The 19815-nt window shown below is 68.9% G+C and carries 21 protein-coding genes; 4 read left to right on the top strand and 17 right to left on the bottom strand.

The window, feature by feature from the left end; all coding sequences use genetic code 11:
* Window positions 1–44: 44 nt before the first annotated feature.
* The 11 genes from GHC57_RS19250 to GHC57_RS00650 form a co-directional block, all read right to left on the bottom strand.
* Window positions 45–449 carry an AtpZ/AtpI family protein gene (locus GHC57_RS19250; protein ID WP_170294595.1) on the bottom strand — a complete coding sequence of 135 codons (405 nt, stop codon included), beginning with the start codon at window positions 447–449 and terminating at the stop codon, window positions 45–47.
* A 395-nt stretch (window positions 450–844) separates the two neighbouring features.
* Entirely contained in the window at window positions 845–1558 is a 714-nt protein-coding gene (locus tag GHC57_RS00695) for an ABC transporter ATP-binding protein (protein ID WP_153340070.1), read from the bottom strand.
* On the bottom strand, window positions 1555–2313 hold the full coding sequence (locus GHC57_RS00690) for an ABC transporter ATP-binding protein (RefSeq protein WP_153340068.1): 759 nt from the start codon (window positions 2311–2313) through the stop codon (window positions 1555–1557). The genes GHC57_RS00695 and GHC57_RS00690 overlap by 4 nt, the downstream gene beginning before the upstream one ends.
* The gene (locus tag GHC57_RS00685; RefSeq protein WP_343031064.1) at window positions 2310–3359 is read right to left on the bottom strand and encodes a branched-chain amino acid ABC transporter permease; all 1050 of its coding nucleotides are present in this window, start codon (window positions 3357–3359) and stop codon (window positions 2310–2312) included. The genes GHC57_RS00690 and GHC57_RS00685 overlap by 4 nt, the downstream gene beginning before the upstream one ends.
* Window positions 3352–4263, bottom strand: coding sequence for a branched-chain amino acid ABC transporter permease (locus GHC57_RS00680; RefSeq protein ID WP_153340067.1), 912 nt, complete (start codon window positions 4261–4263; stop codon window positions 3352–3354). The genes GHC57_RS00685 and GHC57_RS00680 overlap by 8 nt, the downstream gene beginning before the upstream one ends.
* A gap of 252 nt (window positions 4264–4515) precedes the next feature.
* The gene (locus GHC57_RS00675; protein ID WP_153340065.1) at window positions 4516–5655 is read right to left on the bottom strand and encodes an ABC transporter substrate-binding protein; all 1140 of its coding nucleotides are present in this window, start codon (window positions 5653–5655) and stop codon (window positions 4516–4518) included.
* Window positions 5656–5742: 87 nt separating this feature from the next.
* A complete protein-coding gene (locus tag GHC57_RS00670) occupies window positions 5743–6246 on the bottom strand; it encodes an L-2-amino-thiazoline-4-carboxylic acid hydrolase (RefSeq protein ID WP_153340063.1) in 504 nt (167 codons plus the stop codon).
* A gap of 21 nt (window positions 6247–6267) precedes the next feature.
* Complete coding sequence (locus GHC57_RS00665) at window positions 6268–7572, bottom strand: FAD-dependent oxidoreductase (RefSeq protein ID WP_211369086.1); 1305 nt, start codon at window positions 7570–7572, stop codon at window positions 6268–6270.
* Window positions 7573–7718: 146 nt separating this feature from the next.
* Window positions 7719–8819 (bottom strand): COX15/CtaA family protein, encoded by a 1101-nt coding sequence (locus GHC57_RS00660; RefSeq protein ID WP_170294594.1) that lies wholly within the window; start codon window positions 8817–8819, stop codon window positions 7719–7721.
* Between the two features lie 4 nt (window positions 8820–8823).
* The gene (cyoE, locus tag GHC57_RS00655; RefSeq protein WP_281354675.1) at window positions 8824–9729 is read right to left on the bottom strand and encodes a heme o synthase; all 906 of its coding nucleotides are present in this window, start codon (window positions 9727–9729) and stop codon (window positions 8824–8826) included.
* A gap of 217 nt (window positions 9730–9946) precedes the next feature.
* Window positions 9947–10387 (bottom strand): DUF420 domain-containing protein, encoded by a 441-nt coding sequence (locus GHC57_RS00650; RefSeq protein WP_153340059.1) that lies wholly within the window; start codon window positions 10385–10387, stop codon window positions 9947–9949.
* A gap of 665 nt (window positions 10388–11052) precedes the next feature.
* On the opposite strand from GHC57_RS00650, the gene coxB reads away from it, so the two are divergent.
* Genes coxB through GHC57_RS00630 form a run of 4 tightly spaced genes read left to right on the top strand, consistent with a single transcriptional unit; the run spans window position 11053 to window position 15008 of the window.
* Window positions 11053–11928, top strand: coding sequence for a cytochrome c oxidase subunit II (coxB, locus tag GHC57_RS00645; RefSeq protein ID WP_153340057.1), 876 nt, complete (start codon window positions 11053–11055; stop codon window positions 11926–11928).
* A gap of 43 nt (window positions 11929–11971) precedes the next feature.
* Complete coding sequence (gene ctaD, locus GHC57_RS00640; RefSeq protein ID WP_343031063.1) at window positions 11972–13615, top strand: cytochrome c oxidase subunit I; 1644 nt, start codon at window positions 11972–11974, stop codon at window positions 13613–13615.
* On the top strand, window positions 13612–14166 hold the full coding sequence (locus tag GHC57_RS00635) for a cytochrome c oxidase assembly protein (RefSeq protein WP_153340055.1): 555 nt from the start codon (window positions 13612–13614) through the stop codon (window positions 14164–14166). The genes ctaD and GHC57_RS00635 overlap by 4 nt, the downstream gene beginning before the upstream one ends.
* A gap of 29 nt (window positions 14167–14195) precedes the next feature.
* Complete coding sequence (locus tag GHC57_RS00630; protein ID WP_153340053.1) at window positions 14196–15008, top strand: cytochrome c oxidase subunit 3; 813 nt, start codon at window positions 14196–14198, stop codon at window positions 15006–15008.
* A gap of 39 nt (window positions 15009–15047) precedes the next feature.
* On the opposite strand, the gene GHC57_RS00625 is transcribed toward GHC57_RS00630, so the two are convergent.
* From GHC57_RS00625 to GHC57_RS00600, 6 genes are all read right to left on the bottom strand, one after another.
* Window positions 15048–15410, bottom strand: a complete 363-nt coding sequence (locus tag GHC57_RS00625; RefSeq protein ID WP_153340051.1) for a type II toxin-antitoxin system HicB family antitoxin — start codon at window positions 15408–15410, stop codon at window positions 15048–15050.
* Window positions 15411–15681: 271 nt separating this feature from the next.
* Window positions 15682–16410, bottom strand: coding sequence for an ABC transporter permease (locus GHC57_RS00620; protein ID WP_153340049.1), 729 nt, complete (start codon window positions 16408–16410; stop codon window positions 15682–15684).
* The gene (locus tag GHC57_RS00615; protein ID WP_170294593.1) at window positions 16407–17105 is read right to left on the bottom strand and encodes an ABC transporter permease subunit; all 699 of its coding nucleotides are present in this window, start codon (window positions 17103–17105) and stop codon (window positions 16407–16409) included. Before GHC57_RS00615 ends, GHC57_RS00620 begins: the two co-directional genes overlap by 4 nt.
* Before the next feature lie 370 nt (window positions 17106–17475).
* Complete coding sequence (locus tag GHC57_RS00610; protein ID WP_153340047.1) at window positions 17476–18249, bottom strand: ABC transporter substrate-binding protein; 774 nt, start codon at window positions 18247–18249, stop codon at window positions 17476–17478.
* A gap of 62 nt (window positions 18250–18311) precedes the next feature.
* A complete protein-coding gene (locus GHC57_RS00605) occupies window positions 18312–19115 on the bottom strand; it encodes an ABC transporter ATP-binding protein (protein ID WP_153340293.1) in 804 nt (267 codons plus the stop codon).
* Between the two features lie 153 nt (window positions 19116–19268).
* Entirely contained in the window at window positions 19269–19766 is a 498-nt protein-coding gene (locus GHC57_RS00600; RefSeq protein ID WP_153340045.1) for a DUF302 domain-containing protein, read from the bottom strand.
* Window positions 19767–19815: the final 49 nt, after the last annotated feature.

Raw genomic sequence — 19815 nt, 5'->3', positions numbered from 1 at the left:
AACTCCGGGCCGGCGTCGCGGAACACACCGCGGGCCGGCCGGCCTCATGCGCCAGAGGACCCATCGTCGCGGGTCGCGTCCTGGCGCTTCTTCGCCTCGATCGCGCGGCCCAGGCCAACGCCCTCGTCGAGCCCCTTCACCACCCGGTAGACGTTGCTGACCCCGGCGGCTCCGCCAAGGAACAGAAACACCACCATCAGCAGCGGCGCGGTGCCCGCCCAGAGGTCGAGCATGTACCCGATCCCGCCGCCGACGGCCAGGGTCGCGACCATCTCGACGCCGATCCGCATGCCGAGCCCGATGCCGGCCCCGCGCCCGGGGCCGTCGTCGGCCTCGGCATCCTCGTCAGCGCCGGAGCCCCTGGCACCCGCCGCCTTCGGACCCCGGGCCGCGCGAATACGCGCCTCAAGGTCGTTCAGGGCCTGGCGTTGTTCGCGGTCGTCGGTCACCGAAACCGCCCCTGGCAAAAAAAACCAACCCTCGCCACGCCGCGCGGGCGCTCGGCGGGGCCGGAAGCGCGGGCACCATAGAGAGCAGGCAAAATCCTGTCAAGCATGCCCACCGCCGCGCGCCGGGCTCCGAACCCGGATTACCGTTCTGTGACGCCGTTGGGGTCGAACCCACATCCCGAGATCCTTCGATCGCCCCCGGCGACGCTTCGCATCGCCGCAAAGGAGCGCGACCATCGGACCGATGGTCGCGGGGGCTCCCTCAGGATGACGCACTTTTAATAGATATTGGCATCCTGAGCACCCTAAAGGCGCGAGGAATCTCGTGATGAGGCACGAACCATGACACCCTTGTCATCTGGATTCCGAGCCCTGGCCGCCGCGCGCGGACGGGATCACGGAACATGCACGTGACCGCCGAGGTAGGCTTCGGCGATGCGCGGGTCGTCCGCCAGGTCGCGCGCCGGCCCCTCGATCACGATCCGCCCGCCCTCGATGACCGAGGCCGTGTCGGCCACCCTGAGCGCGGCCTTGGCGTTCTGCTCCACGATCAGCACGGAATAGCCCTCCGAGCGGATGCGCTCGATCAGGTCGAAGATGAACCGCACCAGCTTGGGCGCCAGCCCCAGCGACGGCTCGTCCAGCAGCAGCACCGAGGGCTTGCGCATCAGCGCCCGGCCGATGCAGAGCATCTGCTGTTCCCCGCCCGACAGCGAGCCCGCGCCCTGCGACAGGCGCTCCCCCAGGGCGGGAAACAGCGAGACCACGTGGTCCAGCTCCGCCAGCCCGTGCGGCCCGCCGCCGATCACCAGGTTCTCGCGCACCGTCATGTTGGAGAAGATCTGCCGCCCCTCCGGCGCCTGCAGGATGCCGCGCGCGACGATCTCGTGGCTTTGCAGGCGGGTGATGTCCTCGCCCTGGTGCCGGATGGCCCCGGACGTGGCCTGATAGACCCCGGAAATGGTGCGCATCAGGCTGGTCTTGCCCACCCCGTTCGACCCCAGGATGGCAACGATGCCGCCCTGGGGCAGGCGAAGGGAGACATCGCGCAGGATGTCCTGGACGCCGATGCGCAGGCCGACGCCATCGATCTCCAGGATCGGTGTCATTCGTCCACTCCCAGATAGGCTTCCAGCACGGCCGGATCGCGGCGCACGGCGTCGGGCGGGGCGTCGGCGATCTTCTGGCCCGAGGCCAGCACCACCACCCGCTCGCAGATGCTCATGACCAGGGCCATGTCGTGCTCGACCAGCATGACGGTCAGGCCCTCGTCCCGGAGCGAGCGGATGAAGGCGGCCAGTTCGGCGGTCTCGGACTCGTTCAGGCCCGCCGCCGGCTCGTCCAGAATCAACAGGTCGGGGTGCATGGCGAGCGCGCGAGCGATCTCCAGGTACTTGCGCTTGCCGTAGGCCAGGTTGGCGGCCAGATCGTCGGCCTGGGCGACCAGCCCGACCCGCTCCAGCGCCGCCAGACTGCGCCGCGAGATCGCGTCGGACCGCCGCCGCCCGCCGGCCACGGCCCGGAAGAACGGCAGCCCGACCGCGCCCGTCGCCCCCACCGAGACGTTGTCGAACACGCTCATGTTGGGGAACACGCGCAGGTTCTGGAACGTGCGGGCGATGCCAAGGCGGCCGATCTGGTGCGATTTCAGGCCGGTGATGTCCCGCCCCCGATAGCGCACCCGGCCGCTGGTCAGCGGCGTGAAGCCCGAGATCAGGTTGAACAGCGTGGTCTTGCCGGCCCCGTTGGGGCCGATCAGGCCGACCAGCTCGCCCTCCGCCACGTGGGTCGAGACCTCGTTGACCGCCACCAGCCCGCCGAAGCGGCGGGTGGCCTCCTCGATCTCCAGCAGCGCCGCCGTCATCCGCGCCACCCCACCCGCCGCTCGCCCGCGCCCGGCCACGCCGCGTCGAAGTGGCGGCGCATCAGGGCCAGCGCCGGCACCTCGCCGAACAGGCCCTTGGGCAGGAACAGGATGGACAGGAACATGACCAGACCGACCAGCATGTTGCGCACATCGCCCACGTCGCGCAGCACCTCCGGCAGCAGGATCAGCAGCAGCGCCCCCAGGATGGCCCCGGGCAGGCTGCCCAGGCCGCCCACGACCACCATGGCCAGGATCAGGATGGATTCGAAAAAGTCGAAGTCCACCGGCGAGATGTAGCCGGTCGTATAGGCCCACAGCGCCCCGGCGATGCCGGCGAAGAACGAGGCGATGGTGAATGCCTCCATCTTCAGGCGCACGGTGTCCAGCCCCATGGCCCCGGCGCACTGGTCGTCCTCGCGCAGGCTGCGCAGGGCGTTGCCGTAATAGGAGTCCGTCAGGCGGTGGATCACCCAGATGGACACCGCCACCACCACCGCCACCACGTAATAGATCCCCAGGCGCGAGCCGATCTCCAGGCCGAACAGGTCGATGCCGCCGAACAGGATCACGCCGTTGGGTCCCTTGGTGACCGCCACCCAGTTCTGCATGACCAGGAACAGCATTTGCCCGATGGCCAGGGTCGCCACGGCGAAATAGATGCTCACCAGCCGCATGGTGGGCAGCGCCACCAGAAAGGCGATGGCGGCCGCCCCCAGACCGGCCAGCGGCAGCCCGATGGTGAAGCCGATGCCGTGGTCCGCCGCCAGCAGTCCGGCGATATAGGCCCCCACCCCATAGAACGCCGCGTGCCCCAGGTGCAGCAGCCCGGCGACGCCCGTCACCAGATGCAGCGAGCCGGCCAGCAGCACGAAGATCAGCGCCAGCATGGCCAATTGATAGAAGTAGCCGCGGTCGAACCACACCAGCACCGCCGGCAGCAGCGCGAACAGCAGCAGCAGGATGCCGCCCTGCAGCAGCCTCGCCCGGGCGCGGGCCTTCGGGGCGGACGCCGGGCGATCGGTCACGGTGTCGGTCTCAGACACGGTCGCGGCCCTTTCCGAACAGGCCCTGGGGGAACAGCACCAGGGTGAGCAGAAGGAAACTGTAGGCCACCATGTCGGCCCACACGGACGAAACGAAGGTGGTGGCCAGACTCTCGGACACGCCGATGATGAGGGCACAGATCACCGCCCCCGGGATCGAGGACAGCCCGCCCATCACCATGGCCACGAACGCCTTGACGGCGGGGGTGAACCCCATGGCCGGGAAGATGGCCCCGTAGTACAGCCCCACCATGATGCCCGCCAGCGCGCCCATCATGGAGCCGATGACGAAGGTCAGAACGATGGTGCGGTTGGTGTTGATGCCCACGTACTTCGCGCCGAGCGGATTGTTCGACACCGCCCGGATCGCCCGTCCGGTCGCGGTGCGGGTCAGCAGATACTGCAGCCCGCCCAGCATGACGGCGGCGGCGACGAAGATGATGATGTCGCCGGTCACGATGGTCACCGGCCCCAGGGCGATCGGCTCGTTGATGAGGTAATCCAGGGGCACGGTCTGGAACTCGGAGCCGAACACCAGCTCCATGGCCTCGCGGGTGAAGATGGATAGCGCCAGCGAGGACATCAGCGTCGCTTCGCGCATGGCCCGCGACTTCAGCGAGGCCTCGTCGGAGAAGCGCCGGAACGGGCGGAAGGCCAGCCGCTCCAGCCCGAAGCCCGTCGCCGCGCCCACCGCCAGCACCAACAGGAACACCGCCAGCAGCGGCGGCCCGAAGGCGGTTATCAGCAGCAGACCGGCGAACGCGCCGATGGAATAGACCTCGCCGTGGGCGAAGTTGACCACGTTGAGCACGCCGAAGATCAGCGTGAAGCCGATCGCCATCAGGGCGTAGATCATGCCGAGCGACAGCCCGATGGCCAATTGCTGAACGTAATAGGGATCCATGGGCGGTTGGGTCCAGAGACGCTGAAGGGAAACCAGGGTGACGGGGTCAATTGCAAACGGTCGGAGACTCCTGCCCGAGATCCGTCCGTCGCTTCGCTCCGTCAGGATGACATCCTCTATTTTTATTCGTCATCCCGAGCGCGCAAAGCGCGCCGAGGGATCTCGGGAGGCACGCTCTGACGGCGGCGGCACCGGGACGCGGCCGCGCCTGCGGCCGCGTCCCGCGTTCCTTGGCCGCGTTCCTTGGCCTCGTTACTGCACTTCCACAAACACGCCGTCCACGATGCGGGCGCGGGTCATCTGCTTTTCGGGCTCGCCGTCCTCGTCGAACGAGGTCACGCCGGTCACCCCCGGGAAGTCCTCGGTCGCCGCCAGCGCCTCGCGCATGGACTCGCGGGTCACGTCCGGCCACGCGCGCACCACGGCGTCGAGCATGATGTTCACCGCGTCATAGGCCTGCGCCGGGAACTGACCGGGCTCCTGGCCGTCCCGGGCGGCCTTCCAGGCGGCAACGAACTCCTGGACGTGCTCGCCCTCGCTGGTGGGCAGGAAGGTGGCCGTCAGGTACAGGTCATCGGCCGCCGGACCGGCCAGCTCGACCAGCTTCTGGTTGTAGGCGGCCGAGGTGGAATGCACCGGGATGTCCGCGCCGAGCTGTTCCATCTGCTTCAGGAACTGCGCGCCGTCCTCGTAGAACAGGCCGGTGTAAATGGCGTCCGGCTCGGCCCGCTGGATCTTGGTGATGATCGAGCGGAAGTCCGGCAGGCCCCGGTTGAAGAACTCGGAATAGACGATCTCGCCGCCCATTTCTTCGAACGGCGCGGTGAAGCCCTGCACCACCGCCTGGCCCCAGTCGGTCTGCTCGGCGATCACCGCGACCTTGCGGAAGCCGCGCTCCCACAGCCAGTTGGCGTTGACCTCGCCTTCCTGGGCCTGGGTGGTGATGTTGCGGAACTGGTAGGGGGAGATCCTGGCGTAGTCCGGATGCGACGCCGTCTGGCTGAGCTGCGGCATGCCGGCCTGCTTGTAGACCTGGGCGGCGGCCATGGACACGGTCGAGGTGAAGTCGCCCAGGACGGCCACGATGTCGTCGTTGTCCACGAACTTGCGGGCGATGTTGACCCCCTCCTTGGCGTCGGAGCGGGAGTCCTCGAAGATGATCTCCACCGGCACCGGCAGGCGGCCGGAGGCGTTGAAGTCCTCCAGCGCGATCTCGGCGGCGGTCTTGAAGTCCTGGCCGTACTGCGCGGTGTTGCCGGTCAGCGGCAGTTGATAGCCGATGACGACCGGGTCCTCCTGCGCCCAGGCGCCGGCGGCGCCGCCGATCACGAGGCCGGTGCCCAGGGCGAGGCCGAGGGCGGTTCTGCGGGTGATTCCCGTCACGCTCGTCATGGTGTGTCTCTCCGTCCCTGTGATGTCTGGTGTCGTGGTCGGGGGTCTGGGGTCGGGGGTCGTGGGTCGGGGGTCGGGGGCCGCGCGTCACGCGCCGCCCGGGGCCACCCGCAGCAGGCAGCAGCCGGTCTCGCCGGGCCGCCAGGTCTCGCCCAGGAAGGTGAACCCGGCGGTGGTGAACAGGCCGCCGTCGATGGCCCCGGCGGCGCGGCACAGGTCGCGCACATCCGTGTCGCTGCGGCCGTTGGCCACCCACACGTCCTTCAGGGGGCAGCGGTGGAACTTGATCTCCAGCATCTCGTCGTCGCAGCGGCGGACCTCGGGGGCGAACATCTCTTCGCCGCACGGAATGCCGCCCAGGAAGGCATCCTTCAGCCCAGCCAGATCGTCCGGGCCGAGGCCCTTGAAGCGTTCGCCCATCTGCTCGCCCATGCGGCGGGTGGCCCGGCCGATCAGCTCGACGGCGCGTTCGGGGCCGAACTCCTCCGACAGCACGTCGTACATCCGGGCATAGGCCTCGGCGCGCATGGCGAAGGCCGCCTTCAACATGTCCAATGTGACGGTGGGGGTGACGGGGGGCGTGTCGCTCATGGGGACGTCTCCGGTACGGGGTCAGGCCGGCAGCGGCCGCCGGTCGCGGCGGCGGTAGACCGGCAGCATGAGGGTGGCCAGCCGCCGGCCGAGGGCATGGCCGGGGATGGGATGAACGTCGGTCACGGGCAGCGCGGCCGCGCCCTCGCGGTCACCCAGCAGGGCGGCGGCCAGTTGCGGGCCGAGCGCCACCGACAGCGCCACCCCGCGCCCGTTGCAGCCGATCCAGGTCCACAGACCGGGGCCGAGGCGGTGGACATGGGGCATGCGGTCCCAGGTGATGCCGATATCCCCGTTCCAGATGTGCGTGAACCCGACCGGCCCGATCTGGGGGAACATGCGGGCCACCCGCGCCGTCGCCAGCCGCCGGATCCGCTCGGTTCCGTTGACTTTCGTGACCAGGGCGCCGCCCGTGACCAGCCGGTTGCGGGCATCCAGGCGGAAAAAGTGCAGATCGCCCCGGGTGTCGGAGACGGCGTGACGCCCGGGCGTGACGGTCTTCGCCACGGCGTCCGGCAGGGGCTCGGTCGCCATCTGCCAGGACGGCACGGGCACCACCGTGCGGGCCAGCCGCCGGGCCAGCCCCGGCGCATGCGCATCGGTATAGGCGTTGGTGGCCAGCAGCACTGCGCGCGCCGTCAGGCGGCCGGTCGGGGTTTCCAGCCGCCAGCCGTCGCCCGCGCGCTCCAGGCGGCTGACGGGCGTGTCCTCATGGACGGTGGCCCCGTGGCGCTCCGCCGCCGCCGCCATGCCCTGCGCCAGCCTCAGCGGATTGATCGACCCGCCGGTGGGATTGAGCATGGCGCCGTGCCAATAAGAGGAGCCCATCAGCGCAGTGGTTTCCTCCCGGTCCAGCATTTGCGCGGGCGCGCCCCGCTTCGCCCAGGCCTCCACCCGCGCCGCCGAGACCCGCACCCGGTCCGGCGCGTGGGCGGGCTGGACCCAGCCGGTCTGCTCGGCCTCGGCCTCGATGCCCTCGGCGCGCACCAGATCGAACAGGATGCTCGCACTGTCGCGGATCAGGGCCACGAGGCGTTCCCCGGTCTCGCCGAAGCGGGCCTCCAGCTCGTCGGGCTCGGCCTTGGAGAGCACCGGGATCACCTGCCCGTTGTTGCGCCCCGATCCGCCCCATCCCACCGCCGCCGCCTCCAGCACCACCGGACGGACCCCGCGCGCGGCCAGGGCGAGCGCCGTGGACAGCCCGGTGAAGCCGGCGCCGACGATGGCCACGTCCGCCGTGGCGTCGCCGGTCAGCGGCGGGCGCTCCGGTGTGGGCGGGCTGACGGCCGCCCAGAGCGAGGGGGGATGAGGGGTCCGCGCAGTCACTGGATGCAGGCTCCCGGGGAAATAGGGTGCGAACTCGGACGTGTGCGCACGACCGACCCCGGAAGCTTTGTAGGCCCGGAACGATCCCGCAAGGGGAATCTGACGCCAAGGGTGGGGAACGGAGTCGGGAACAGGGGGCGCGGCTCCTACCGATGCGGCTTGTGCGCCGCAGCATCGCGCGTCACGTGAAGCGCCCACACCAGGAGTGTGGTGATTGCCAGCGCGCCGCCCTGGTGGGCCACGGCCAGGGGGATGGGCACCGCCAGCAGCAGGGTGGAGACGCCCAGCGCCGCCTGTCCCAGCGCGGCCACCGGCAACAGGCGGAACGGCCAGCGGTCGGCGCCCTGCAGCGGCGTGCGCAGCCCCTGCCACGCGACCCCAAGAACCAGGGCCACGGTCACGATGGCGAGCCAGCGGTGTTGCCACTGCACGGCAATGACATTGTCCAGGGCGTTGCGCCACCAGGGCTCCAGGTGACCCAGGCCGTCCGGAATCCACTGCCCGGCCATCAGGGGAAAGGTGTTGAAGCTCAGGCCGGCATCCAGCCCGGCGACCAGGGCCCCGGCCAGGATGGTGACCCCCGTCAGGGCCAGCGCGAGTCGCGCCAGCCGCCGCGTGCCGGCCAGGGACGGGTGCGCCGCCTCGGTGCTCTCCGGGGGACCGCGCAGCAGGTCCAGCGCCACCCACAGCAGGGCGGCGAGGATGACCACCGCCAGCCCCATGTGGGCAGCCAGCCGCAGGTGACTGACGTGGGGGCGGTCCACAAGGCCGCTCTGCACCATCAGCCAGCCCATCAGGCCCTGCAGCCCGCCCAGCACGAACAGCCCGACGAGCTTCGCATGGTAGCCCTTGGGGATGGTGCCCCGGACCCAGAACCACACCAGCGGCAACAGGAACGCAAGCCCGATCAGCCGCCCCAGCAGGCGGTGCAGGTACTCCAGCCAGAAGATGCCCTTGAACCCGTCCAGGGTCATCGCGCTGTTGACCTGCCGGAACTGCGGCGAGTCCTGATAGGCCAGGAACCGGGCCTGCCACTCGGCCTCGGTCAGGGGCGGCAGCAGGCCGGTGACCGGCCGCCAGTCCACGATGGACAGGCCGGACTCGGTCAGGCGGGTCAGCCCGCCCAGCAGCACCATGCCCCCCACCAGTCCGGCACAGCCCAGCAGCCACAGGCCGACGGCGCGGGGGCGCGGTCCCGACCGCAGCCGGCTTCGCCTGGAGTCGCCCAGGGCGGCCGAGACCGTCACGCCGTCAGTTCCAGAACCCGGGCAGGTGGCGGTCCAGCAGCACCGCCAGGAACACCCCCATCAGATACACCATGGAGCCGAAGAAGCTGTGCCGGGCGCGGGTGCGGTCCTCGGGGTCCTGAAGAAGGCGCCAGTTCACAAGCAGGTAGCGCAGGCCGAACGCCAGACTGACCACGCCGTACAGCGTGCCCAGGGCCCCCAGGATCCAGGGCAGCAGGGCCGCGCCCACCAGCAGGGCGGCGTTCAGAAGGATCGCCTCGGCGGAGCGGCGGGGGCCGACCACGGCCGGCAGCATGGGGATGTTGGCGGCGCGGTAGTCGTCCTTCAGCAGCAGCGCCAGCGCCCAGAAGTGGGGCGGCGTCCACAGGAACAGGATCACCGCCATCAAGAGCGGCAGCCCCCACAGGCCCGGGTCCACGGCCGCCGCCCCAGCCAGCACGGCGAACGAGCCGGCGGCCCCACCGACGACGATGTTCCACCACGTGCGCCGCTTCAGCCACACCGTGTAGACCACGGCATAGACGAAGGCCCCCAGGAACAGATGCGCGGCCACCAACCAGTTGAGCGCCACGGCGGCCAGCCCCACCCCGGCGGTCAGCAGCAGGGCGGCGAAGATCAGGGCGCGGCGGCGGTCGGCCGCGCTGGCGTCCACGAGGGGACGACGGCGGGTGCGCTTCATCAGCGCGTCGATGTCCCGGTCCCAGACGTGGTTGAACACCGACGAACTGGCCGAGCCCAGCACCATGACCAGGGTCAGAACCGCCAGGGTCGGGCCGTCCAGCGTCTCGGCCATGGCCGCATAGCCGATCACCGCCGTCAGCGCGATGATGACGGCGATGCGGACCTTGCACAGCTCCACATAGTTGGCGAGCGTCATGGCGGTCCCCCTCCCTTTGATGCTTTTCGGCAATGAACCGGACTCGTCCGGTTCATTGCCTCCGCCGCTTCGCGGCGCCGGCCCAGTCGGGCCGGCCGCCGAAAAGGCTCACCTTTTCGGCGGACGGTAATCGTTTAGCTTAGGCACCGGCCGGCTTTGGTCCGGAGCCGGTCCAAAAATACTCCACCGGAAAAGTCGGGAAAAGAACCCTAACCTTTCGGGTGGTATTTTGCCGGGGGAAGGGGTGGGATCAGACCGGCCCCGGCCAGACGGCGGGGAGCTGGTAGAGCATCAGGTAGACCAGCACCCCGCTGACGGAGACGACCAGCCAGATCGGCAGGGTCCAGCGGGCGATGGCCCGGTGCCGATCGAAGCGGCCGCGCAGGGCCCGCACCAGCGTGATCGGCACCAGGGGGACGATCACCATGGCCAGGATCACGTGCCCGGTCAGGAGGGTGTAGTAGACCGGCCGGATCGGCCCGTGCAGCGGGAAGGCCAGCATGGGCGCGGTGTAGTGGTACACGAGGTAGCTCACCAGAAACGCCGCCGAGGCCAGCACGGCGCCGATCATGGCGGCGCGGTGCGCGTCCTTCCGGCCGGCGCGGATGAACACCAGTCCGGCCGTCAGTAAGGCCGTGGCCAGGGCATTCAGCCCGGCGTTGACGTGCGGCAGGATGCTGGCGGTGTCCATGATGGGCGCTCTCTTACGAATGGCGGATGCGTGTGACTCATCCGCCTCTTCGGCACCGGCCCTCCCCCACCCGGCCACCTATAGGATACTCTCGTTGGGGGCCGGGTGGGGGAGAGGGCCGGCCACGGACTCCAACAGCCATCGTCAGAGGCCGTCGGGACTTAGAAGCCAAACGCGACGATCTTGCCCACCATCGACAGGTAGGCGAAGAGGCCGGCCGCCACCAGCAGCAGGGCGAGGGTCCGGTTGCTCGGACGGGTCATGGTGGGTCCTCCTGTGCGGCGGCGTCACGAAACAGGCGCGTACCCTAGCACGGCGCTGGGGCGGACGACCACCCGACTCCGCATCCGGGCCTGTTCGAACGGGTGGGCGACTCGGGCTCGAGTCCCCATCCAATGGGCAGGATCCGAAATCCATATGAAAACAACGGATAATTTTGCCGCCGAGTATCCCTGGGTCGACGCGGAGAAAGCGCGTTTCGGCTGCTTTTCTCAAAATAAAAAGCGCGCGATGCGATGGTTTCCATGCGATGGCGGACCGCCGCCCCGAAAAATATCCCCGTCGTCTTGTCGGATAATAGTCCGGCGGTCATGATGGCCACGGAATGACCCGCACGTGATCCGGTCCGTCGGTCGCGCGCGGCCAAGACAAGAGGGGGATATCCGATGCCTCGATGGTGCTCCGGCCGCAACCCGACTCGCAGCGTGCGGCAGGCGATCCCGGTCCTGGCGGCGCTCGCCGTGGCTCTGGGCGGCGCGGGCGCGGCGCTGGCGGCCCAGCCCCAGCCCTGGCAGATGTGGGCCCAGCCGGCGGCCTCGCCGACCATGGCGAAGATCGACAATCTGCATATCTACCTGACGCTGATCATGGTGGGCATCTGCCTGCTGGTGTTCGCGCTGCTGTTCTACGTCATCCGGCGCTTCCACCATTCGCGCAACCCGGTCGCCTCGAAGCGGACGCACAACACGCCGCTGGAGATCGTGTGGACGCTGATCCCGGTGCTGATCCTGGTTGCGGTCGCCTTCCCCTCGTTCCGGCTGCTCTATTTCATGGACCGCACCACCGAGGCGGACATGACGGTCAAGGTCATCGGCCACCAGTGGTACTGGTCCTACGAGTACTCCGATCACGGCGGGATCGCCTTCGATTCCTTCATGAAGTTCGACGAGGAGCTGGAGCCCGGCGAGCCCCGCCTGCTGGCGGTGGACGAGCCCCTTCGGGTGCCCGTCGGCGCCAACATCCGCCTGCTGCTGACCGCGGACGACGTGCTGCATAGCTGGGCCGTGCCCGCGCTGGGCGTGAAACAGGATACCGTGCCCGGCCGCCTTGTCGAAAGCTGGATGCGCATCGACGAGCCCGGCGTCTACTACGGCCAGTGCTCCGAGCTGTGCGGGGTCAACCACGCCTTCATGCCGATCGAGGTGCGCGCCCTGCCGCAGGCCGCGTTCGACGCCTGGATCGAGGAAACGCGCCAGGCCCAGGGCCTGCCGCCGGCCGACGATCCCGCTTCGCACCCGACCTCGACCGCCGCCCTGCCGTGACCCCGCGCCGCCAAGGCCCGCGCTGACAAGGGATGACAGACCCGTGACTCCCGATACCTCACGCTCCGCCGTCGCCGAGGGCGCCGACCCCCACCACGACCACCATGCCTCGCCGTACAGCCCGACGCGCTGGCTGTTCTCGACCAACCACAAGGACATCGGGACCATGTACCTGGTGTTCGCCGTGGTCGGCGGCCTGATCGGCGGCGTCATGTCCATGGTGATCCGCATGGAACTGGCCGCCCCCGGGGTGCAGGTGTTCCAGGACAACTTTCAGCAATACAACGTGTTCGTCACCTCTCACGGCCTCATCATGATCTTCTTCATGGTGATGCCGGCGCTGATCGGCGGCTTCGGCAACTGGTTCGTGCCCATGATGATCGGGGCGCCGGACATGGCGTTCCCGCGCATGAACAACATCAGCTTCTGGCTGCTGCCGCCCGCGCTGGCGCTGCTCATCATGAGCCAGCTCGTCGGATTCGGGCCGGGCACGGGCTGGACGCTCTATCCGCCGCTGTCGGGCAGCACGGCGCACTTCGACGCCTCGGTGGATTTCGCCATCCTGGCGCTGCACATCGCGGGCGTCTCGTCGATCCTGGGCGCGATCAACTTCCTGGTCACCATCATCAACATGCGCGCCCCCGGGCTGCGCATGCACCGGATGCCGCTGTTCGTGTGGTCGATCCTGGTGACGGCGGTGCTGCTGCTGCTGGCCCTGCCGGTGCTGGCGGGCGCGCTGACCATGCTGCTGACCGACCGCAACTTCGGCACCACGTTCTTCGACCCGGCCGGCGGCGGCGATCCGGTGCTGTATCAGCACCTGTTCTGGTTCTTCGGGCACCCCGAGGTCTACATCATGATCCTGCCGGCGTTCGGGATCATCAGCCAGGTGATCGCCACGTTCTCCAACAAGCCCATCTTCGGCTACATCCCCATGGTCTACGCCATGGTGCTGATCGCCCTGATCGGGTTCGTGGTCTGGGCGCACCACATGTATACCGTGGGCCTGGACGTGGACACGCGGGCCTATTTCATCGCCGCCACCATGCTGATCGCGGTGCCCACGGGCGTGAAGGTGTTCAGTTGGATCGCGACCATGTGGGGCGGCTCGCTGCGCTTCCCCACACCCATGCTGTTCGCGGTCGGCTTCCTGATCGTGTTCACGGTGGGCGGGGTGACCGGCGTGGTGCTCGCCAATGCCGGCGTGGATATCTCGCTGCACGACACCTATTACGTGGTGGCGCACTTCCATTACGTGCTGTCGCTGGGCGCGCTGTTCGGGCTGTTCGCCGGGTTCTATTACTGGTTCCCCAAGATGAGCGGCCGGATGTACAACGAACGTCTTGGCCGGATCCACTTCTGGATGACGTTCATCGGGGTCAACCTCACGTTCTTCCCCATGCACTTCTCCGGCGTCGCCGGGATGCCGCGCCGCATCCCGGACTACCCGGACGCCTATGCCGGCTGGAACATGGTCTCGTCGGTGGGCGCGGCCATCGCCGGCGTGGCCACGCTGGGGTTCCTGGTGCTGGTGGTCCATGCCCTGGTCGCGGGCCGACGGGCGCCCGCCAACCCCTGGGGCGAGGGCGCGGACACCCTGGAGTGGACCGTCTCTTCGCCGCCGCCGGCGCACACCTTCGAGGACCCGCCGGTCTTCGGCCCCTCGCGCCCGGCTCACGCGGAATGAGCGGGCCCGCCGCCGCCGGGCGCAACGCCCGCCTGGGGCTGGTGCTGGGCGGGCTGGCCGTCGGCATGGTGGGGCTGGCGTTCGCCGCCGTGCCGCTCTACCAGGTGTTCTGCCAGGTGACGGGCTACGGGGGCACGCCGCAGGTGGGCGCGCAGGCCGATCCGGCAGGGCCTGCGCCCGTCCCGGCGGACGCGCCGCCCATCACCGTGCGGTTCGACGCCAACGTGGACCCCGCCCTGCCGTGGCGCTTCCGCCCCAATGACCGGACCGTCTCAGTCGCCATCGGGGCGCAGGCGCTGGCCAGCTATCACGCCATCAACACGTCCGGTGAAGAGGTCGTGGGCACCGCCACCTTCAACGTCACACCGGCGAAGGTGGCGCGCTACTTCACCAAGATCGACTGCTTCTGCTTCACGCGCCAGACGCTGGCGCCCGGGCAGGCGGTGGACATGCCGGTTCTGTTCTCCATCGACCCGGCCATCCTGGACGACCCGCACGCCCGCGACGTGCACACCATCACGCTGTCCTACACCTTCTACGACGCCCGGTGATCCCGGCCCATCCGCGCGGAGGACGACCCATGACCGCGACACCCGACGCCGACACCCACGACAAACGCGGCCACCCGTTCCACATCGTGGACCCCAGCCCCTGGCCTCTGCTGGGCGCCGCCGGCGCCTTCGTGCTGGCCTACGGCGCCATCCAGCTCATGCACGGCGGCGCGCCGTGGATCATGATCGGCGGCGCGGTCCTGGTGCTGCTGACCATGGCGCTGTGGTGGCAGGACGTGGTGCGCGAATCCCGCACCGGCACCAACCACACCCGCCGGGTGATGGGCGGCCTGCGCATCGGCATGGGGCTGTTCATCATCTCCGAGGTGATGTTCTTCGTCGCCTTCTTCTGGGCCTACTTCCACAACGCCTTTCTGTTCAGCCCGGTGGTCGAGGCCTGGCCGCCCGCCGACCTGCACGTCTTCGACCCGTGGGGTCTGCCGTTGGTCAACACGCTGATCCTGGTGAGTTCCGGCGCGACCCTGATGTGGGGCCGGGGCGGCCTGGAGACCGGCAACCGCCGGCGGCTGGTGCGCGGCCTGTGGCTGACGGTCGCCCTCGGCGCGCTGTTCCTGGTGCTCCAGGTGACGGAATACGGCCACGCCGCCTTTTCGTTCACGGACGGCATCTATCCGTCCGTGTTCTTCATGGCGACCGGGTTCCACGGCTTCCACGTGTTCGTGGGCGTGTGCTTCCTGCTGGTCTGCCTGATGCGGGCGCGGTCGGGCCACTTCACCGCCGAGAAGCACCTCGGGCTTCAAACCGCCGAGTGGTACTGGCACTTCGTGGACGTGGTCTGGCTGTTCCTGTTCGGCTGGTTCTATATCTACGTCAGTCTTTGAATGGGATCGCGTTGAGGCGGGCCGGGTCGGTCAGCCCCCTCAGCGGTCGGCCTCACGGTCCAAATGGGCGCGGAGCGCGTCCCGCACCAGCACGTTGAGGCTGATCCCCTTGCGCCGCGCCGCCAGCATGGCGCGCCGGTGCAGGTCCGGACCGGGGCGGACGTTGAAGCTGCCCTTGAAGGGCGTGTCCGGCGCCCGTCCCTCCTCCGCGCACAGGGCCAGATAGTCGTCCACGGCGCCCTCGAACGCCGCGCGCAGGCTCGCGGCATCCGTGCCCTCATACGTCACCAGATCGCGGATGAACTCCAGCCGGCCGTGGAACACGCCGTCCTCGGCGCTGTAGGCGAGCGAGCCGACATAGCCCTTGCACGACAGCCCGTCGTGATCCAGTCCGGCGGTCATAGCAGGCCCTCCTCGATCAGGAGCCGGGTCACGGCGTTGATGACATAGCGCTTTACGATGGACCCCGGGTGCGGCTTATGGAGCAGGATACGACCAGAAGCGCCCACTGCCCGTCGAAATTAACCAAAAGCCGTAGGGCGGATTCGACGCCGCTCGTTTCCGGACCGGAAACGCAGCGGCGCCAATCCGCCGCAGACTGTGCCGCCGACGGCGGCTTGCCCCGCCGCGTTTCCCTGAGGGAAACGGCCGGGGCGAAGCCGCCCTACGCCCCCTACTCCGCCGCCGCCGGGTTGCCCTCGGCGGGGCCGGTGGGGCGGGGGCGCATGTGGGCGCTGGTCCGGTGCTCGATGAAGCGCAGGCCGCGCACCAGCACGAACGTGATCGTCATGTAGATCACGCCGGCCATCAGGAAGGTTTCCAGCGGCATGTAGTTGCGCGCGATGATGGTCCGGGCCATGCCGGTCAGGTCCAGCAGGGTGATGGTGCTGGCCAGGGCGCTGCCCTTGAGCATCAGGATCAACTCGTTGCCGTAGGCCGGCAGGGCGATGCGCGCCGCGCACGGCAGCACGATCCGGCCCATGGTGGTCGAGCGCCGCATGCCCAGCGCGCGCGCGGCCTCGATCTCGCCGTGGGGCACGGCCTGGATGGCGCCGCGCAGGATCTCGGCGATATAGGCCCCGGTGTGCAGGCTGAAGGTGATGATCGCGCACCAATAGGGCTCGCGCAGGATCGGCCACAGAATCGGGTTCTCCGTGATGAACGCGAACTGGGCGAGGCCGTAATACACCAAGAAAAGCTGCACCAGCAGCGGCGTGCCCCGGAAGAAGAAGATGTAGGCGTAGGGCAGCGCCTTCACGGCCGTATTTTGCGACGCCCGCGCAATCGCCAGCGGGACGGCAATCAGGACCCCGAAAAAGCCCGAGATGAACAGAAGCTGCAGGCTCAGCCAGGCGCCCTCCAGCAGCTTGGGCAGAGCCTCGATCATCACCTCGACGTTCATGACGCCGTCGCCCGGCCGAGGCCGCGATTGGCGCGCTTCTCCATCCAGGCCAGCAGACCCATCGAGACGATGGTCAGCCCCAGATAGATCAGCGCGGCGGCGAGGTAGAAGGTGAACGGCTCCTTGGTGGCGCCGACGGCGAACTGGGTCTTGCGCATCAGCTCCTCAAGCCCGATGACGGAGACCAGCGCCGTGTCCTTCATCAGCACCAGGAACAGGTTGCCCAGCCCCGGCAGGGCCAGCCGCCACGCCTGCGGCAGGGTGATGCGGAAAAAGATGTGGGTGCGGCTCATGCCCAGGGCGACGGCCGCTTCCGCCTGCCCCGGCGGCACGGCCTGGAAGGCGCCCCGGAACACCTCGGACGCATAACCGCCGAAGGTCAGGCCCAGGGCTACCGAGCCCGCGATGAAGGGGCTGAGTTCGATGTAGCCGGTATACCCGAAGGGCGCCGCCAGCTTCATCAGCGCCACGGAGGCCCCGAAGTAGATCAGCAGCACCACCAGCAGTTCCGGAATACCCCGGATGATGGTGGTGTAGGCGTGCGCGATCCAGCGCAGCGGGGCCACCGGCGCCGACATGGCCGCCGCCCCGGCCAGCCCCAGCACGAGCCCGATGACCAGGGACGACAGCGCGAGCCGCACCGTCATCCACAGTCCCAGGGCCAACTGGCCTTCAAAGCCGCTCAGATCGGGCACGGGCAAGGGGTCCTTGTCATGATGCAGGGGGCTGAACCGGGATTGCCGTTCCGTGAAACGGAGAACGTGGGCCCCCACTTCCCGAGATCCTTCGCGCCCTTCGGGCGCTCAGGATGACTCTCTTAAATTTACGGTCGTCATCCTGAGCCGCCGAAGGCGGCGAAGGATCTCGGGAGACAACGTCTGCCGATCCGGCTGGATACCCCGGCCCGAGATCCTTCGGTCGTTTCACTCCCTCAGGATGACTCCCTGAACCTGAATGCGTCATCCCGAGCCGCCGAAGGCGGCGAAGGATCTCGGGAGACGGCGTCCGCCGGTCCGGCTGCGCCGCGCGCCATGTTCGGACGCGCGGCGCACCCCATTCGACCGATCAATAGATGCTGAACGGGAAGTACTTCGCGTTGATCTCGGCGTAGGTGCCGTCCTCGACGATGGCGTCGATCGCCGCATTGAAGTCGGCCACCAGATCTTCGTTGCCCTTGCGCAGGGCGATGGCGATCAGGTCGTTCTCGAACACCGGCTCGCCCTTGAACTCGAAGTCGGCGCCCGCCTCGGACTGCAGCCATTCATAATTCACCAGCATGTCCGCGATGATCGCGTCGATGCGGCCGGAGGCCAGATCGAGGTAGGCGTTTTCCTGGGTGTCATACAGCTTGATCTCGACGTCCGGCAGGTTCTCCTCGACCCACTGGGCGGAGATGGTGGCGCGCTGCGCGCCGACGGTCTTGCCGGCCATGCCCTCGGGCGAGATGTCGAGTTCGGCATCCTTGGGGGCGACGAACTGGAGCTTGTTGGTCCAGTACTTGTTGGTGAAGTCGACGGCCTGCTTGCGCTCCTCGGTCACCGACATGGAGGCGACGATGGCGTCGTACTTGCCCGCCAGCAGGCCGGGAATGATGCCGTCCCAGTCCTGGATGACGAAGGTGCACTCGCGCTCCATCTCGGCGCACAGGGCGTTGGCGATGTCGATGTCGAAGCCGTGCAGGTTGCCGTCCGCATCGACCATGTTGAACGGAGGGTAGGCGCCCTCCGTGCCGATGCGCAGGGTGTCCTGGGCCCAGGCGGCGCCGGCGGACACGGCGGTGGCGGCGGCCAAAGAGATGGTGGCGGTCAGGGCGATGGCGGTGGAACGCAGTCCGATCATGGGAGTCCTCTTCAGGCTGGTTCGGAACGGGGGTTCGGGTGGCTCCGGCCGGGCGGCGCCCGTCAGGTCAGGAGCCGGGACAGGAACTTGCGCAGACGCTCGGAGCGGGGGTTGGAGAACAGGTCGTCGGGCGGCCCCTCCTCCTCCACCCGCCCGTCATGCAGGAACAGGGTGCGGGTGGACACATCGCGGGCGAAGGCCATCTCGTGCGTGACGATCAGCATGGTGCGGCCCTCGGCGGCGAGGGATTCCATCACCGTCAGCACCTCGCCCACAAGCTCGGGGTCCAGGGCCGAGGTCGGCTCGTCGAACAGGATCAGCTCGGGGTCCATGGCCAGGGTGCGCGCGATGGCCGCGCGCTGCTGCTGGCCGCCGGACAGGTGGGCCGGGTAGTAGTGGCGGCGGTCGGCCAGCCCGACCTTTTCCAACAGGGCTTCGGCCTTCTCGACCGCCTCGGCCCTGGGCATGCCGCGCACGCGGCGCGGCGCCTCGACCAGGTTCGCCAGCACGGTCATGTGCGGCCACAGATTGAATTGCTGGAACACCATGCCGACGCGCGCCCGCAGCCGGGTGAGCTGGCGGTGACTGGTCGGCCGCAGCGCGCCGGCGCGGTCGGCGCGGGTGCGGATCTCCTCGCCGTGCAGGTGGATGCGGCCGGCGGTGGGCGTTTCCAGGAAGTTCAGGCAGCGCAGGAAGGTGCTCTTGCCGGAGCCGCTGGAGCCCAGAATGGCGATCACGTCGCCGGTGTGCGCGGTCAGCGAGATGCCGCGCAGCACCTCGATCCGGCCGAAGTGCTTGTGGATGTCCTCGACCGCGAGGACCGCATCGGCTGCCCCCGCCGATGCGGCATCCGCCTCGGCCTCCATGGCACTGGCTGTGGGTGTCAAGGTGGGCGCCCCCCGGCCGCGATCCAACTCGGACGGCGGGGCGCCACGGCCCCACCTGATCCGAGTCATAGCGTCCGGCGCGGCCTCCTGGCAATAACGGAGGCAGACGGCGCCGCCACAAATCCGCCGTGCCTATTCCTTGACCGCCTGGGCGGTGAAGCCGGACAGCGCCTTGGCCATGCCCTGGAACGGCTTCATGTCGGCGTCCAGGCCGTGGCGATCGGCCAGATAGGCCGGATCGTTGTAGGCCAGCCAGACCTGCCCGTCCGCATCCTGCCACGCCAGCGCCTTGATCGGCAGGTCGATGCCGATGCTGGGCGCGGCGCTCATCAGGGGCGCGCCGATCTTCGGGCTGCCGAAGATCAGCAGATGCACCGGCGGCATCTCCAGATCCATGGCGGCGGCGTTGGCGGTGTGCGGAATGTCGGCGAACACGCGGATGCCCTTGGCCTCGACGGCGGCCTTCAGGCGGGCGATGGTCTCCTCGACGGAATGGGGGCTCTGCAGGCGCACGAGGCCGTCGGTCTCGCCGTGGGCGTCGGCCAGCGAGGGCGCGGCCGGCGCGACGATCAGGGCGGCGGCCAGAGCGAACGGCGCAAGGGCGGTCAGGCGGCGGGTCATGGAACGCATGGGGCGGTCTCCTGATGGGTCGATGGGGGAACGGCTCCGCCATGTCCTA

The sequence above is a fragment of the Roseospira navarrensis genome (assembly GCF_009601025.1).
GTDB classification, from domain to species: Bacteria; Pseudomonadota; Alphaproteobacteria; order Rhodospirillales; family Rhodospirillaceae; genus Rhodospira; species Rhodospira navarrensis.
This window is presented reverse-complemented; position numbering and strand designations above follow the sequence as displayed.